This is a genomic window from Rhizobium sp. L51/94, from assembly GCF_019355555.1.
In the GTDB taxonomy this organism is placed as follows: Bacteria; Pseudomonadota; Alphaproteobacteria; order Rhizobiales; family Rhizobiaceae; genus Rhizobium; species Rhizobium rhododendri.
Window position 1 is genome coordinate 3,024,769 of sequence record NZ_CP072141.1, and the last position, 14,250, is coordinate 3,039,018.

Genomic DNA, 14,250 nt, shown 5'->3' on the forward strand with positions numbered 1-14,250 from the left:
CAGGTCGTTTATTACAGCATCAGCATAGGGCGGAATGATGAAGGGTGGAATCGCCTTTTTCGCTAATCCCCGCCCGTGATGACAAAGGTCGGAGATGGGCGCCACTTGCCGGTGGTTAGCGGGCACAAAAAAATCGGGCCACCCTTTGGATGGCCCGACATGATCGCAATCTTGAGTGCGAGACAGCGTCAGTTGACGGCTGGTGCTCCCGGCAGGGCGAGAGGCGCGCTGGCCGATGGCGCTGCCAGGGCGGGTGCGCCTGGCTGCGGTGCAGGCGGCGTTCCGTTCGGGTTCTGGAAATACCGGAAGAAATCCGATGTCGGCGACAACACCATTGTCGTCGTCCCGGACCCAAGTGCCGTCGTGTAGGCGGCCATCGACCGATAGAACTGGAAGAAGGCAGGATCGCGCGAGAATGCATCGGCAAAGATCCGTGCCCGCTCGGCTTCGCCCTGACCACGCAGGACTTCCGAATCCTTGCTGGCTTCGGCAACGATCTCAACGACCTGGCGGTCGGCGACAGCCCGGCGACGCTGGCCCTCTTCGGTGCCTTCGGCGCGCAGCAGCTCTGCTTCCGCCAGGCGCTCGGCGCGCATGCGGTCGTAAGTCTTCTGCGACACGTCCTGCGTCAGGTCGGTGCGCCGGATGCGGACGTCATCGATCTGGAGACCGAGCGTTTCTGCATCCTTGTGCAGGTCGTTGCGAACTTCGAGCATCATCGATACGCGCTCGTCCGAAAGAGCGGCATCAAATTCGCGCAGACCGTAGACCCGACGCAGCGAGGCGTCGAAGCGGGTACGAAGCTGCGATTCGGCCGCCGTGCGGTCGCCCGACACGGTTTCGCGGAACTTGCGGGCATCGGCGATGCGGTAGACCACGAAGGCATCGACATCGAAGGTGGCGCCGCCCTTAACCTGGACGCGGATATTATCCAGATCGAAGCGCAAGGCCTGCTTGGAGACATACTGGACGCGGTCGGCGTCAGCGAAGGCGAAAGGCAGCTTGAAATAGATGCCCGGCTCGGACTTCACCGACTGGATCTGACCGAAGCGGACCAGAACGGCCTGCTCGCGAGCGTTGACGACGAACACCGACGAATAGACGATGAACAGGAGGACGAAGATGGCGATGACGATCGCCGGAAGACGACTGGAGGACATGTTACTTACCCCCCTCTGTCGCGGCAGCCGGCGGAACGACCTTGCCTATCCCGTTCAGCGGCAGATAGGGCAACACACCCTGCTTCTGGTCGATGATGACCTTGTTCGAATTCTTCAAGACGGATTCCATCGTTTCAAGGAACAGGCGTTCTCGGGTGACATCGGGCGCCTTGACGTACTGCTCGTAGACCGACACGAAGCGCTGGGCCTCACCCTCGGCTTCCTTGACGACACGGTCCTTGTAGGCAGCCGCTTCTTCGCGGTTCTGCGCCGCCTGGCCGCGTGCGCCACCGAGCTTCTGGTTGGCGTACTGGTTAGCTTCTTCGACGAGGCGCTGCTTGTCCTGGTCAGCACGCTGCACTTCTTCGAAGGCATCGGCGACTTCGCGAGGCGGAGCAACATCCTCGATGTTGACGCGGTTGATGGCGATACCCGAGCCGTAGCGGTCCATCGTGCCCTGGATGATGTTCTGGACTTCGCTGGCGATCGGCTGACGGTTGTCGCGGAATGCATCCTGTGCCGGACGACGGCCGACGACTTCACGCATGGCGCTCTCGGACACCTGCTGCAGGGTTTCTGCCGGATTTTCGAGATTGAACAAGTAGGCCTTCGGATCGCTCACCGTGAACAGCACCGTGAACTGGACATTCAGGATGTTCTGGTCACCCGACAGCATCAGGCCAGATGTGGAATTGGCACTGCCGCGTCCACCGATGCTCTGCAACTGCTCAGTAACCTTGACGATGTTGATCTGGTCCATCGGCCAGAGGTGGAAATGAAGACCAGGAAGCGAGACTTCCTCTTTGGGCTTGCCAAAGCGCAGTTCGACGCCTCGCTCGTCCGGCTGGACGGTGTAGATGCACTGGATAAGCCAGAAAACAACGACGACCGCAGCAACAATCAGGAAAATACCGCTGTTGAAACCGCCTGGAATGATCCCCCGCAGGCGCTCCTGGCCGCGTCGGATGATGTCTTCCAGATCGGGAGGACCGCCCCCGCCGTTGCCGCGCGGACGGTTGGGACCCTTGCCCCAGGGGCCTGGCTTGTCGCCACCGCCACCATTACCGCCGCCGCTGCCACCGCCGCCCCAGGGACCGCCGCCATTCTGATTACTCCAGGGCATTAAAACCTCATCGTTCGTGGAATCCTTGACACGTTGTCCGGCCCTGGTTCCCCGCGGCAGCAACGATGCCCTCGTTATAGGTATCGGCGGTGTCGCTTTCAACGCAACCTCTGGAAGTTGGGCGGCATAATTGGAAAAATAGTTGATTTTTGGAGCTTAAATGCAGTTTCGCGTGTTTCGCGGCAAAGCCGTTGCAAACTTTGAAGCAGGCAAAGCCACGCCTGTAATCCGCGCGACTTTCACCGGCGACGATACGTCACGAAGCGCGTTGCAAAGCTGTCTCGCTCGCCAGCGGGGACTGCCAACTCGGCCTCTTCCTGCCATACCGCCGGGTCGATCGCCGGGAAGGATGTGTCTCCCTCAACCTCTGTCTCGATGTGCGTCACATACATGCGCTCGGCAGTCTCCATCGCCTGGTGATAGATCTCTCCGCCACCGATGACGCAGATTTCATCCACGCCATCGAGCCTCGCCTTTTCGGAAGCCTGCGCAATCGCGTCCTGCAGCGAGTTCAAGACCGTAACGTCTTCAGGAGCGAAAGTGGGGTCGCGGGTAACGATGAAGTTCGGCCTTCCCGGCAGCGGCTTGCCAATCGACTGGAACGTCTTGCGGCCCATGATGACCGGCTTTCCCGACGTCAGCGCCTTGAAGCGCTTGAGGTCGGTGGATAACCGCCATGGCATGGCGCCATCCCTGCCGATGATGCTGTTTCGCGAAATCGCGACGATGATGACCTGTCTTATGTCCGACATGGAACCTGCATCCCTTCAATCCCTCGGCAGCGCCGGCACCCATCTTGGCGCGGTCGGCCTTCCCGCCCGTTCTTACCGCACCATAATCATCGGTGCCACAAAAAGGCTCGAGCGGGGGAGCCGTCCCGCGACCGCATCGCACAAGTGGACCTTGCCTGCGAAATGCAGCATACCATTTGGTCCTTGCCTCAAGCAAAAACCGGCAATCCCGACTGGAGTTAACCGATGACCGAGAACACCGAATACAAGCCCGCAAGCGTCTGGACATGGGACAAGGCAAGCGGCGGGCGGTTTGCCAATATCAACCGGCCCATCGCCGGAGCCACCCATGAAAAAGCCCTCCCCGTTGGCAAGCATCCCCTGCAGCTCTATTCCCTGGCGACACCCAACGGTGTCAAGGTGACGGTCATGCTCGAGGAACTGGTGGCCCTCGGCCACGAAGGGGCTGAATACGATGCCTGGCTGATCCGCATCAACGAAGGCGACCAGTTCGGCAGCGACTTCGTCGACATCAATCCGAATTCCAAGATCCCGGCCCTGATGGATCGCAGCGGACCGACACCGGTGCGCGTCTTCGAATCAGGCTCGATCCTGTTTTATCTCGCCGAAAAATTCGGCGCCTTCCTGCCGACGGAACAGCCGATCCGTACGGAATGCATGTCCTGGCTGTTCTGGCAGATGGGCAGCGCCCCCTATCTCGGCGGCGGCTTCGGTCACTTTTACGCCTACGCACCGACAAAGATGGAATACCCGATTAACCGCTTCACGATGGAAACGAAACGCCAGCTGGACGTCCTCGACCGCCGGCTTGCCGACAATGAATATCTGGCCGGCTCGGACTATACCATCGCCGATATCGCCGTCTGGCCCTGGTATGGTGCGCTGGCCAAGGGCTGGCTGTACGAAGCAGCCGAGTTCCTGCAGGTCCAGGAATACAAGAACCTGCAGCGTTGGACCGACCTGATCGGCGAACGCCCCGCAGTCCAGCGCGGCCGCATGGTCAATCGCGTGTTTGGAGAACCGTCGAGCCAGTTGCATGAGCGCCACGATGCCGCCGATTTCGACACGAAGACACAGGACAAGAATCCGTCGTAAACAGTCAGAGGCAGTTTCTTACCGCCCACATGCGGCCCCGGCTTTCGGGGCCGTTCCCATCACGGGTTGGCGCGCAGATAGGCAATGACGTCCTTGATCTCGCTGTCGCTCCACAATCCCCAGAATGGCATGGTCGTGCCCGGGACTTTCTTCTTCGGGCTGGATAGAAACGCCGAAAGCGCTGCCTCGTCCCACACCAGTCCGGCAGCACCGGCATCGCTCATGGCCTTCGAATACCGGTAGCCGGCAACGGCCCCGGCAGGCCTGCCGACGACGCCCTTCAGATAGGGACCGAAGCCGTTCCTCTCGCGGTCCACAACATGGCATTGCGTACAGAGCTGGAAGACTTTCTTGCCATGCGCAAGATCCTCAGCCGACACCCCCGTCGCTCCGCCGATCGTCATAGCGACGGTAAAAGCCGCCACCGGCATCTTCCGCAAAATCAAATGTCTGAGGCACTCCATTTCGCGCTGATCTCCTCGACAGCCAGTTGCAGCGCAACGTGATACGCCGTTGCAGGCTGAAAATCGCTTGGCTTTATAGTCGCAGCATCGGTGGTTTCGAAGACCCGGCGACAAAACCCCTGACACGCGCTTTCAGAGCTGGGCTAAGCGTCGCGATATCGAAAGTGCCGGTTTCGTCTGGATTTGCACGCCTGGATAGTCCAAAACAGCAGAATGAAAACAGCAAAGAAATCGAAATTTCCAATCCGGCCGATGTCGTTCGTGCGACATTTTCTGCAAAGTTCGTCCGCAGGCGGCATCGTTCTCATGGTGTCCGCAGTGGTGGCGCTTACCGTCGCCAACTCGCCCCTCTATTCTGTGTATGCGGACACCCTGCATCTCTACGTCGGAGGTCTTTCGATACTTCATTGGGTCAACGATGGCCTGATGGCGATATTCTTCCTGATGGTCGGCATGGAAATCAAGCGGGAAGTTCTCGACGGCCAGTTGTCGACCTGGTCGCGCCGGATCCTCCCCGGTGTCGCAGCGATTGGCGGCATGCTGGTGCCCGCCCTCATCTATCTCTCGTTCAATCTCGGAGAAGCCGGGCATCCGAAGGGCTGGGCTATCCCGTCTGCCACCGATATCGCCTTTGCTCTCGGTGTCCTCTCGCTGCTCGGGCCAGCAGTCCCGACATCGCTGCGCGTTTTCCTGACGGCCCTCGCAATCATCGACGATCTCGGCGCCGTGCTGATCATTGCCGTGTTCTATACCGGCGACCTCAATGTCTATGCACTCGGCGGCGCTGCCGTGACATTGCTGGCGCTCGTCGCACTCAACCGCGCCGGCGTGACACGCCTGCTGCCTTACCTCGTGCTAGGCGCAATCCTCTGGTTGCTGACACTGCAGTCGGGCATTCATGCGACGCTAGCCGGTGTCGCCCTCGCCTTCACCATTCCGCTGAGGGCTATCGCGAGTAAAACAGATACGGAAGTCTCCCCGCTGCTGACGCTGGAGCACGGCATACAGCCCTGGGTCAATTTCCTGATTGTGCCGATTTTCGGGTTTGCCAACGCCGGCGTTTCGTTTGCCGGACTGTCGCTCGGTGCTTTCGTCGATCCCGTCCCGCTCGGGGTGGCGACAGGCCTGTTCGTCGGCAAGCAGCTTGGCGTCTTCGCCTTCTCAGCCGCCGTCATCCGCATGGGTTGGGCGGAATTGCCAAGGCACGCGACCTGGCTGCAACTCTACGGCGTCGCCCTCCTCTGCGGCATCGGTTTCACCATGAGCCTGTTCATCGGCCTGCTGGCCTTTGCCTCGGACCCGATGCTGCAGGATGAAACGAAGCTCGGCGTCCTGCTCGGCTCGTTCTTGTCTGCAATTGTCGGCGCGATACTCCTCAAGACCACCGGCGGCAACGATGCCCAGCCGGACAGGCCGGCAAGCGCCTGATCCCTGCGCCATGCCCGGTCGCTACACCGCGACCGGGGCCTCGATGGCCGGATGCGGATCGTAGCCGCTGACCTCGAAGTCCTCGATGCGATAGTCGTCGATGCTGTCTGGATGGCGCAGCAGACGGAGCTTCGGAAACGGCCGTGGCTCGCGACTGAGGATCGTGCGGGCCAGATCGACGTGGTTGAGATAGAGGTGCACGTCTCCCCCGACCCAGATCAGTTCGCCCGGCGTCATGTCCACCTGCTGGGCCACCATGTGAACCAGCGCCGCCTGCTGGGCGAGATTGAAAGGATTGCCGAGGCCGACGTCACAGGAGCGCTGGCCGACCAGCAGCGAAAGCTTGCCTTTCTTGCCCGACCCCGCAGGGGCGCCCTCGTCTGCGATATTGCTGACATAGAACTGGTACGTCATATGGCACGGGCTGAGCGCCATCCGGTCGAGTTCACCGACGTTCCAGGCGTGGAACAGCATGCGCCGGCTGGAGGGATTGGACTTCAGTGTCTGGATGACGGCCGCGATCTGGTCGTGTTCCTGACCGTCCGCATCCAGCCACCGCCGCCACTGCTTGCCGTAGACTGGCCCGAGGTCGCCCCACTCAAGGGCGAAAGCGTCGTCGCCGAGCACGCGCTCCTCGAAGGCCTCCTGCGAAATATCGTCGCCGGTTGCCTTCCGATATTTGTCGAGCGGCCAGTCGGTCCAGATCCGGACGTTTTCGCGCAGCAACGACTGGATGTTAGTCTGCCCGGTCAGGAACCACAGCATTTCCTTCACGGCCGTTTTCCAAAACACCCGCTTCGTGGTGTAGACGGGGAAACTTCCATCGGAGAGGTCGAAGCGCATCATCGCGCCGAACGTCGACAAGGTGCCGACGCCGGTCCTGTCGATGCGGCGGTCGCCCTTCTCCAGAAGGTGTTCCAGCAGATCCAGGTACTGGTATTCGGGATGCCGGGCCATGTGAGAAATCCTTTTGCGTCGCCAGTTTCGTAACGTCGCCGCGCCTCAAAACCAAGCCATGCCAGCAATCGGGACCGACTTCTCCCCCAGTTTCGACGCCGATCAAGAAAATGCCAAGCAATTTTGCCACGAGGTCTTCCCTCGGGCACGAGAAGACACTATATCGGTATTGCCGGTTTTCGGACCGGCTATGGCAATAAATGAGCGATGTAATAAACCTATTGGACCCGGGGGCGGTACCCGGCGCCTCCACCAAAAACTGGCCAGAGATGATCGGCTTTTGATGGGGGCGAAATAGGATCGACAAGGGTGTAAAGATCTACTTTTTGCCCGGCATTGTACCACCGTTATCGGACTAAATCTGTAGTTGCAAACACCAACTATGCGGAAGCTCGTCTCGCTGCTTAATCGCAGTGTGACACTTCAAATCAAGTCCTGAAGGTTCGCACCTTAAGGCGGGGTTCGGAGGTACCTGGCAACAGAAACCTCCACCTTCTCCCTTTTTCGGAAATCATGTATGGTCGGTCGACATGACTCGCGCGTCGGGGGTTTTCCGAATCCGCCTGCTGTGGCATAGAGCCTTGAAGACGGCCAACGAAAGACGGGAAAGCATGGGGCAGGATCATATCCGCTACGATATTCTGGCACAGGACGCTCTGCGCGGAGTTATCCGTAAGGTTCTGACCGAGGTCGGCACGACCGGCCGCCTGCCCGGCGACCACCACTTCTTCATTACATTCCTGACCGGCGCCGCTGGCGTGCGCATCTCCCAGCATCTGAAGTCGAAGTATCCGGAGCAGATGACCATCGTCATCCAGCACCAGTTCTGGGAGCTGAAGATCACCGAAACCCATTTCGAGATCGGCCTGTCGTTCTCTGACGTACCGGAAAAGCTGGTGGTGCCTTTCAACGCCATCCGCGGTTTCTATGATCCGTCGGTGAATTTCGAGCTCGAATTCGACGTGCCTCTCAGCGACGAGGAAGAATTGCCGAGTGGCGAGATCACCGCATATCCCGTCAATACGGATACACCGGTCGAGCACATCGCCACCAACGAAAGCGAGCCGAAGAAGCCCGGCTCCGTCGTGTCGCTGGATGCATTTCGCAAGAAACAGTGAAATCACGGCCCCAGGCGATGCGTTGGGGAGCGGATCGATGACTGCAGAGATCGTCAACCTGAAACAGTTTCGAAAGCAGCAGGCACGCTCCGACAAGGAGAAGCAGGCCGAGCAGAACCGCATCACTTTCGGCCGCACCAAGAGCGAAAAGAAGCTGACGACAACGCTCAACGACAAGGCTAGCAAGGCGCTGGACGACGGACATATCGAGCAGCCGTCGACTGACAAATAAGCCGCAAGCTTGGCGGGTCCACGCAGTCAAATACGTCCGGTCGATCGATTTACAGTCGTTTCCGAAAAAGCGTCCACCAGGCCATCATGATCCGCAAACACTCCGCCACGCTCCATGGCCACCGCACCAGCTTCACGCTGGAGGATGGTTTCTGGGACGAACTGAAGCTGATTGCCAATGCACGTGGCCTGTCGCAGGCCGCACTTATCGCCGAAATCGACGATAGGAGATCTCCGGAAAGCAACCTGTCGTCAGCGCTGAGGCTCCATGTCCTACAATGGCTGAAGGACGCTGCCAGAAAAGAGTGACGACCAGCGACTGCCCCGCCTGATCAGAACTTTTGCGGTGGAGTGGAAAAATCCGGAACAGTCAGCGGTGCCGGTAAAGGTGGCTGCTGCTGCGATTTGGCTTTCTGTTCGGCATCGGCTTTTGCCTTGACCTCAGCTTCAGCCCGTGCCGCCTCGTTTGCCTGAAATTTGGCCAAGGCCTCAGCACGTGCCTTCGTTGCCGCTTTGATCTTGGCCTTTACGGCGGCATCGGCCTTCGCCTTTTCTTCCGCCTGCGCCTGCGCTTCGGCCTGTGCCTTGGCCGCAGCGTCAGCTTCAGCCTTGGCGGCGGCATCGGCTTCCGCCTGCAGCTTTGCTTTCGTCGCCGCCTCCGCCTGTCGCTGCGTCTCGGCCTGTTCGGCCAGCATTCTCAGGCGCTCCTCCTCGGCCTTGCGCTGCTCCTCGATGACTGCATCCTGCTGGCGCTTGATATCGCGCTCGGTGGCTGCGAATTTCGTGAGCGCCACCTCGCGCCTCAACCGCTGCTTTTCCAGCACACCAGATTGCAGCCGCTCGACCCGGCGTCGTTCGCGCTCGAAGGCCCGCAAGGACAGGAAGCTGGTGACAGCGCTGGAATCGACGCTGCGGGTCGGTGTTGCCAGCGGCCCAGTGAAGCCGAGACGCAGGGCCGGATCGGCACCACTGACAGCATCGGCGCCGGCATTTAGAGAAATGGCGAGCGCACCGCGGATGGTCTCGTCGGACAGGTTGATATCGGCATTGCCGGTCAGTTTGGCCGTATCGGTCATGGCAACGAGATTGTCGATCCGCACCCGTCCGCCCGAAATATTGAGCGGCATCGTCAGCGGCTTCAACACCGCATCGCCGTTGTTCAGCAGCGTCTGGACGATCGGCTCCACCTTGTCGGCGGTGACGGCGCCCTGGATCTGGTCGGTGGCCGACAACAGCGATGGCAGGATGCCGAGATTGAGACCACGAATACGCGTTTCGCCGAGCATCACCTGGCCGGAGCCGCTCGCCGAGGCCGCGAGGTCGCTGACGCTCTTGCCGCTTGCCTCCATGTTGAGAGAGAGCCCTGCCCTCCCGGTCGCCACAGGGGCGCCGTCGCGCTGCCAGCCGATGACGGCCAGATCGGCATTGCCGAGATCGATCTTCGTTTGCAGCAAGGCATTGCCATCATTGTTGGCAAGCAGCAGGCGACCGCCGATCGTTCCACCGCTCCATTTGCCTGCCATGTCGTTGAACTGCAGGGCATCGCCCTTGTATGACATGTTGGTGGTGAAATCGGATACGGGACCGAAAATGCCGGGCCACATCTGCTGAGCCGAGAGTTTTACATTGATGTCGGTGCCGGTAAACATCGGCAGTCCCAGCTTGGCCCTCGTCAGGCTGCCATCGGCCGGGTCCGTCATCGGGCCGAAGATGGCCTCTCCGAGCCACCCGAGATCGGCTTCCGTCATGGCAATGTCGCCGCTCGCCTTGATGTTGGCCGCCTTGCGGTCGAAGGCCAGCTTGCCGGTCACGCCGTTGCTGGCGAATTGCCCCTTGATGTCGGAGAACGCCACCTTGTCCGAATCGATCGTCGCGGTGATCTGGAGTTTCGCCGGCAGGCCGGTGCCCATCTGCGGCATGCCGATGCCGTTCATGACCAGATACGGATCGAGATCGGCGCTCTCCATTGACAGCGCCATCGTGCCGTTGAGAAATGTCGCCGGCCGGACATCGACCTTGCCGTTGGCAGTAAACGACGTCTTGTCGGTGGCAAATGTCAGGGCCGCATCGGCCGGGTCGTTATCGGTCGCCGACACCTTCAGAGTCAGGCGTCCGTTGGCATCGGCATCGACGGGCAGCGGATCGAGGCCCGCCTGGCCGAACAGGATCGAAGTGACCGAATTCTCAAGCGTCGCCTCAAGCGTCGTCGTACCCTTGCCGGTCAGCGCCAGAAGGTCGGACATGCGGTAATCGAGGTTGACGCGGCTGCCGTTGGAAACGCCGGCCAGCGTCAGTGCCAGCCCGTTGCCCTGGTCGCCGCCCAGCGTCAGTGCTCCGCGAAGGGCCGTGTTGCCGTACCATGCACCATTGCGCACAAGCCGGTCGACGACCGGGTGATGCGGCAGGTGCTGGCTGAGCATCGTGAAGAACGACGTCGGGTCGGCAGCCTTGAAGGTGATTTCGCCCGATCCCTTGTATTCGAGCAGAGAGCCTGACGCGCGCCCGGTGGCGGTAATCTCTGCGCCGGCAACGTCGCGCACGAACAGCTTGTCGAGCTTCAGGGCTCCATCGGCAATTCCGAACGTAGTCTCGACATCGCTGGCGGCTATGCCGAAGGCGGAAAACTTGTCTGCTTTCAGATGGGCGTTGATCTTGTGATCGAGAATGTTTTCACCCGGTTCCTGTCCGGTAAACAGGCCGGTCAGGGCGCGCAGCGCGTCGAGATCGAGGGAATCGCCATTGAGATCGACAGCCAGCGTCGGCGCCTGGTTTTCCGGCAGCTGACGATCCAGCCGCCCTTTCAGCGTCGCATCGCCGATGGCAATCTCGAGGTTGTCGAAACGCTGCCGTAAATGGGTCAGGTTGACGTCGGCGGAAAAGCCGGCGGCCTTCAACTCGCGAATGGACGGATCGACGGTGCCAGACAGCCAAGTGGCGAGCCCCGAAGGCTGGCTGGAGGCCACCAGCAGGTTGCCGGTGAAGTTCGGGTCGCCTTGCAGCAGCAACTTGCCCTTGGCTTCCACTTGCGTGCGGCCGGGTAGCGTGCCGACTGCCTTGTCGACGGTCCAGCCGGCGCCCGCTGGTTCGAGATCGAGCTGCACGTCGCGCAATGTCGTGTCGCCGGCAACGATTGCCGGCAGGCGTACCGTTGCCTTGCCAGGCACTTGAGGCACCGGTATTTCGGCTGCGATGGCAATGAGGTTGCTCAGCCTTTGCCGCGCGGAAACTGCGGGGTTGCGCGTCGTCTTGCCTTCGCTGCCCTGATTTCCGAGCCGGTTGACATCGATCTGCTGTCCGTCCGCCGTCAGCAGGAACTCCGGCTTTGGCCCCGTATCGAGCGTTGCCTCGCCGGTGATGACATAAGGGTCGTCGGAAGCACCGAGCTCCAGGCGGTATTCGGGAATACGAATGCGGTCGTTGGTGAGTTCGAACTTGCCCTTGGCACGCGGCTCGCTCGATTTAGCGTCGCCCGATATCTTGCGTGCCTGCCGGGTTTCAATGCCGGCCGAGAACGTACCAAGGTAATCGGGCTTGCTCGCCACCAGCTTCAGTTCGCCATCGAGATCGATGCTGACGGGATGGCTCTGCGGCACCAGGCGCGTGCGGACCTTCAGCACGCCGTTGTCATCGGGCTGGCTGCTGGCGATGGTGAACTTCCCATGCTCGTCATCGAGCGCTGCCTCGCCTTCGACCCGCCAAGGGCCGGCCAGCGATTTCGCGGACATTTCGGCATTGAGATCGGTAATATGGCGCGTGCGCCCTGATTGCTCGTCGATGAACTCGACCGATCCGCCATCCACATGGACGTTTTCCAGCACCACGGATTTCGCCGGAATTTCCGACTGGCTGCCGCGCATCCAGTCCAGCGTGCCATCCTTCAGCAGCCGCAGGCGGACCTTCGGCTGGGAGATGCGCATGTCGAAGATCAGCGCCTCGCCAGACAGGAAAGGCGCAAGCTCGGCATCCATCGCAAATTCTGAAATCTGCACAATCGGCGTCCCGTCCGGCTCCTGGCCGACGCGCACGTCATGCAGCGTGACTGAGGGAAACGGCAGCAGGCGGGCATCGACGGAACCATGAACGGTGACCTTCTTGCCGATGATGCGGCTGGCCTGTTCCTCGAAACTTTGCCGAAATCCGGTCCAGTCGATGAAGAGCGGCGCCAGCAGCGCCACGAACAGCACCACCACCAGAACGCCACCCAGAAAGACCAGGACCTTGCCTAACAACGCGTTGAATCTCCATTCCTCATGCCCGTCACGACACTAGCGCCATTCGCGTCGGGGGCAAGGCAAACTCATGGTAATATTCCATTTTTCAGTCTGCATGAAAGATTTTGCCGGGATTGAATATGCCATCGGGATCGAGACTGCGCTTGATCTGGCGCATCAGGTCGACGGCGCCGCCGAGCTCCTGCTCGAGAAACGCCATCTTGCCCTGGCCGATGCCATGTTCGCCCGTGCAGGTGCCGTCCATCGACAGCGCCCGCGCATTGAGACGCGCGACAAATCCCTCGGCAACGGCGACACCTTCGGGCGTCTTGTCGTCGAACAGCAGCAGGACGTGGAAGTTTCCATCACCGGCGTGCCCGACGATCGGCCCCAGCAGTCCATGCGCCTCGATATCGGCCTGTGTTTCGACGACGCACTCGGCAAGCCTCGAAATCGGCACGCAGACGTCCGTCGACAAAGCCGCCAATTCAGGCGCAAGCGCGCGGCAGGCCCAGTACGCATCGTGACGGGCCTTCCAGAGCTTGTTGCGCTCCTCGACATTGACGGTCCATTGAAACTCGTCCCCGCCACATTCGGCAGCGATCTCACCGAATTCAGCCGATTGCAGCGGCACCGTTTCCTCCGTGCCATGAAATTCCAGGAACAGGGTCGGCCGCTCGGGATAGGACAGGCCGGAGTAGCGGTTGCAGGCACGAACCTGCATGCTGTCCAGCAATTCGATGCGGGCAACGGGAATGCCCATCTGGATGGTCATGATGACGGCGTCACAGGCCGCCTTGATGGTCGGGAAGGCGCAGACGCCACCGGCGATCTTCTGCGGAATACCCTGCAGCCGCAGCGTCACCGAGGTCAGAATGCCGAGCGTCCCCTCGGATCCGACGAACAGGCGGGTCAGGTCGTAGCCGGCGGAGGATTTACGGGCCCGGCGAGCGGTGCTGATCTCCTCGCCGGACGCCGTTACAGCGGTCACAGCCAGAACATTGTCCTTCATCGTCCCGTAGCGCACCGCATTGGTGCCGGATGCGCGGGTCGACGTCATGCCGCCGATCGAGGCGTTGGCCCCTGGATCGATGGGGAAGAACAGGCCGGTATCGCGCAGGTAGACGTTGAGCTCCTCGCGCGTCACGCCCGGCTCGACGACGCAATCGAGATCCTCCGCATTGACTGCAAGAACCTTGTTCATCCGACTCATATCTATCGATATTCCGCCATTTGGCGCATTGATCTGGCCTTCCAGCGACGAGCCCGTGCCGAACGCGATGACGGGCACCTTGTGCTCGGAACAGGCGCGCACGGCAGCCTTGACGTCGTCGCTGCTCTCGGCAAAAAGCACGCCGTCGGGCAGCTGCGAGGGAATGTATGTGGTGGTGTGCGCGTGCTGGGCACGAAAGGCATCACCCGTCTGGAAACGGTCGCCGAAAGCCTGCTTCAGAATGCCGAGAACGGCAGCAACGCCCGCCTCGTTGCGTGTTCCAGCTCTTGCATCCGCCAGCGCCATTGCGTGATCTCCCATGCGATCTCGGCAGGACCTGTAAGGCCCCGAAGGGCTTCTATGAGACAAGCGATCCGTCCTGTCCAGCCCAACGTCGGGTCCAGCGGTCTCATGGAACGACACCGGACCTTGCTCTCCGGCAGATCGGAATTGCGGCTGCGACCGACAACCGCTGCAGCGTTAGAGAACCGAAATATT

At 60.8% G+C, this 14,250-nt stretch carries 12 protein-coding genes and 1 other RNA gene; 6 read left to right on the forward strand and 7 right to left on the reverse strand.

What is annotated here, in order from left to right; all coding sequences use genetic code 11:
- Positions 1–188: 188 nt before the first annotated feature.
- From hflC to J5274_RS14835, 3 genes are all read right to left on the reverse strand, one after another.
- Positions 189–1,160, reverse strand: coding sequence for a protease modulator HflC (hflC, locus tag J5274_RS14825; protein WP_142823151.1), 972 nt, complete (start codon positions 1,158–1,160; stop codon positions 189–191).
- A 1-nt stretch (position 1,161) separates the two neighbouring features.
- A complete protein-coding gene (gene hflK, locus J5274_RS14830) occupies positions 1,162–2,283 on the reverse strand; it encodes an FtsH protease activity modulator HflK (protein ID WP_142823152.1) in 1,122 nt (373 codons plus the stop codon).
- 239 nt (positions 2,284–2,522) lie between these two features.
- On the reverse strand, positions 2,523–3,035 hold the full coding sequence (locus J5274_RS14835) for a dihydrofolate reductase (protein ID WP_142823153.1): 513 nt from the start codon (positions 3,033–3,035) through the stop codon (positions 2,523–2,525).
- Between the two features lie 225 nt (positions 3,036–3,260).
- Between J5274_RS14835 and yghU the strand changes: the two genes are divergently transcribed.
- Positions 3,261–4,130, forward strand: a complete 870-nt coding sequence (yghU, locus tag J5274_RS14840; RefSeq protein ID WP_142823154.1) for a glutathione-dependent disulfide-bond oxidoreductase — start codon at positions 3,261–3,263, stop codon at positions 4,128–4,130.
- A 59-nt stretch (positions 4,131–4,189) separates the two neighbouring features.
- On the opposite strand, the gene J5274_RS14845 is transcribed toward yghU, so the two are convergent.
- A complete protein-coding gene (locus J5274_RS14845; protein WP_202617114.1) occupies positions 4,190–4,561 on the reverse strand; it encodes a cytochrome c family protein in 372 nt (123 codons plus the stop codon).
- Positions 4,562–4,807: 246 nt separating this feature from the next.
- Here J5274_RS14845 and nhaA point away from each other — a divergent pair, with 246 nt between their 5' ends.
- Positions 4,808–6,022, forward strand: a complete 1,215-nt coding sequence (gene nhaA / locus J5274_RS14850; RefSeq protein WP_142823155.1) for a Na+/H+ antiporter NhaA — start codon at positions 4,808–4,810, stop codon at positions 6,020–6,022.
- 21 nt (positions 6,023–6,043) lie between these two features.
- On the opposite strand, the gene J5274_RS14855 is transcribed toward nhaA, so the two are convergent.
- Complete coding sequence (locus tag J5274_RS14855; protein WP_142823156.1) at positions 6,044–6,979, reverse strand: thymidylate synthase; 936 nt, start codon at positions 6,977–6,979, stop codon at positions 6,044–6,046.
- 132 nt (positions 6,980–7,111) lie between these two features.
- Here J5274_RS14855 and ssrA point away from each other — a divergent pair.
- From ssrA to J5274_RS14875, 4 genes are all read left to right on the forward strand, one after another.
- Positions 7,112–7,472: a transfer-messenger RNA gene (gene ssrA / locus J5274_RS14860) on the forward strand.
- 118 nt (positions 7,473–7,590) lie between these two features.
- On the forward strand, positions 7,591–8,097 hold the full coding sequence (locus J5274_RS14865; RefSeq protein WP_142823604.1) for an SspB family protein: 507 nt from the start codon (positions 7,591–7,593) through the stop codon (positions 8,095–8,097).
- Between the two features lie 37 nt (positions 8,098–8,134).
- Entirely contained in the window at positions 8,135–8,329 is a 195-nt protein-coding gene (locus J5274_RS14870) for a DUF4169 family protein (RefSeq protein ID WP_142823157.1), read from the forward strand.
- 86 nt (positions 8,330–8,415) lie between these two features.
- Positions 8,416–8,637, forward strand: a complete 222-nt coding sequence (locus tag J5274_RS14875; RefSeq protein ID WP_142823158.1) for a ribbon-helix-helix domain-containing protein — start codon at positions 8,416–8,418, stop codon at positions 8,635–8,637.
- A 23-nt stretch (positions 8,638–8,660) separates the two neighbouring features.
- Here the strand turns inward: J5274_RS14875 and J5274_RS14880 are convergent, their stop codons facing one another.
- On the reverse strand, positions 8,661–12,557 hold the full coding sequence (locus J5274_RS14880; RefSeq protein ID WP_219274659.1) for an AsmA family protein: 3,897 nt from the start codon (positions 12,555–12,557) through the stop codon (positions 8,661–8,663).
- 88 nt (positions 12,558–12,645) lie between these two features.
- The gene (locus tag J5274_RS14885; protein WP_142823605.1) at positions 12,646–14,058 is read right to left on the reverse strand and encodes an FAD-binding oxidoreductase; all 1,413 of its coding nucleotides are present in this window, start codon (positions 14,056–14,058) and stop codon (positions 12,646–12,648) included.
- Positions 14,059–14,250 lie beyond the last annotated feature (192 nt).

Excerpts from the sequence above, each read along its gene's own strand:
- hflC (WP_142823151.1), bottom strand. The coding sequence starts at position 1,160 with ATGTCCTCCAGTCGTCTTCCGGCGATCGTCATCGCCATCTTCGTCCTC.
- hflK (WP_142823152.1), bottom strand. The coding sequence starts at position 2,283 with ATGCCCTGGAGTAATCAGAATGGCGGCGGTCCCTGGGGCGGCGGTGGC.
- J5274_RS14835 (WP_142823153.1), bottom strand. The coding sequence starts at position 3,035 with ATGTCGGACATAAGACAGGTCATCATCGTCGCGATTTCGCGAAACAGC.
- yghU (WP_142823154.1), top strand. The coding sequence starts at position 3,261 with ATGACCGAGAACACCGAATACAAGCCCGCAAGCGTCTGGACATGGGAC.
- J5274_RS14845 (WP_202617114.1), bottom strand. The coding sequence starts at position 4,561 with ATGCCGGTGGCGGCTTTTACCGTCGCTATGACGATCGGCGGAGCGACG.
- nhaA (WP_142823155.1), top strand. The coding sequence starts at position 4,808 with ATGAAAACAGCAAAGAAATCGAAATTTCCAATCCGGCCGATGTCGTTC.
- J5274_RS14855 (WP_142823156.1), bottom strand. The coding sequence starts at position 6,979 with ATGGCCCGGCATCCCGAATACCAGTACCTGGATCTGCTGGAACACCTT.
- J5274_RS14865 (WP_142823604.1), top strand. The coding sequence starts at position 7,591 with ATGGGGCAGGATCATATCCGCTACGATATTCTGGCACAGGACGCTCTG.
- J5274_RS14870 (WP_142823157.1), top strand. The coding sequence starts at position 8,135 with ATGACTGCAGAGATCGTCAACCTGAAACAGTTTCGAAAGCAGCAGGCA.
- J5274_RS14875 (WP_142823158.1), top strand. The coding sequence starts at position 8,416 with ATGATCCGCAAACACTCCGCCACGCTCCATGGCCACCGCACCAGCTTC.
- J5274_RS14885 (WP_142823605.1), bottom strand. The coding sequence starts at position 14,058 with ATGGCGCTGGCGGATGCAAGAGCTGGAACACGCAACGAGGCGGGCGTT.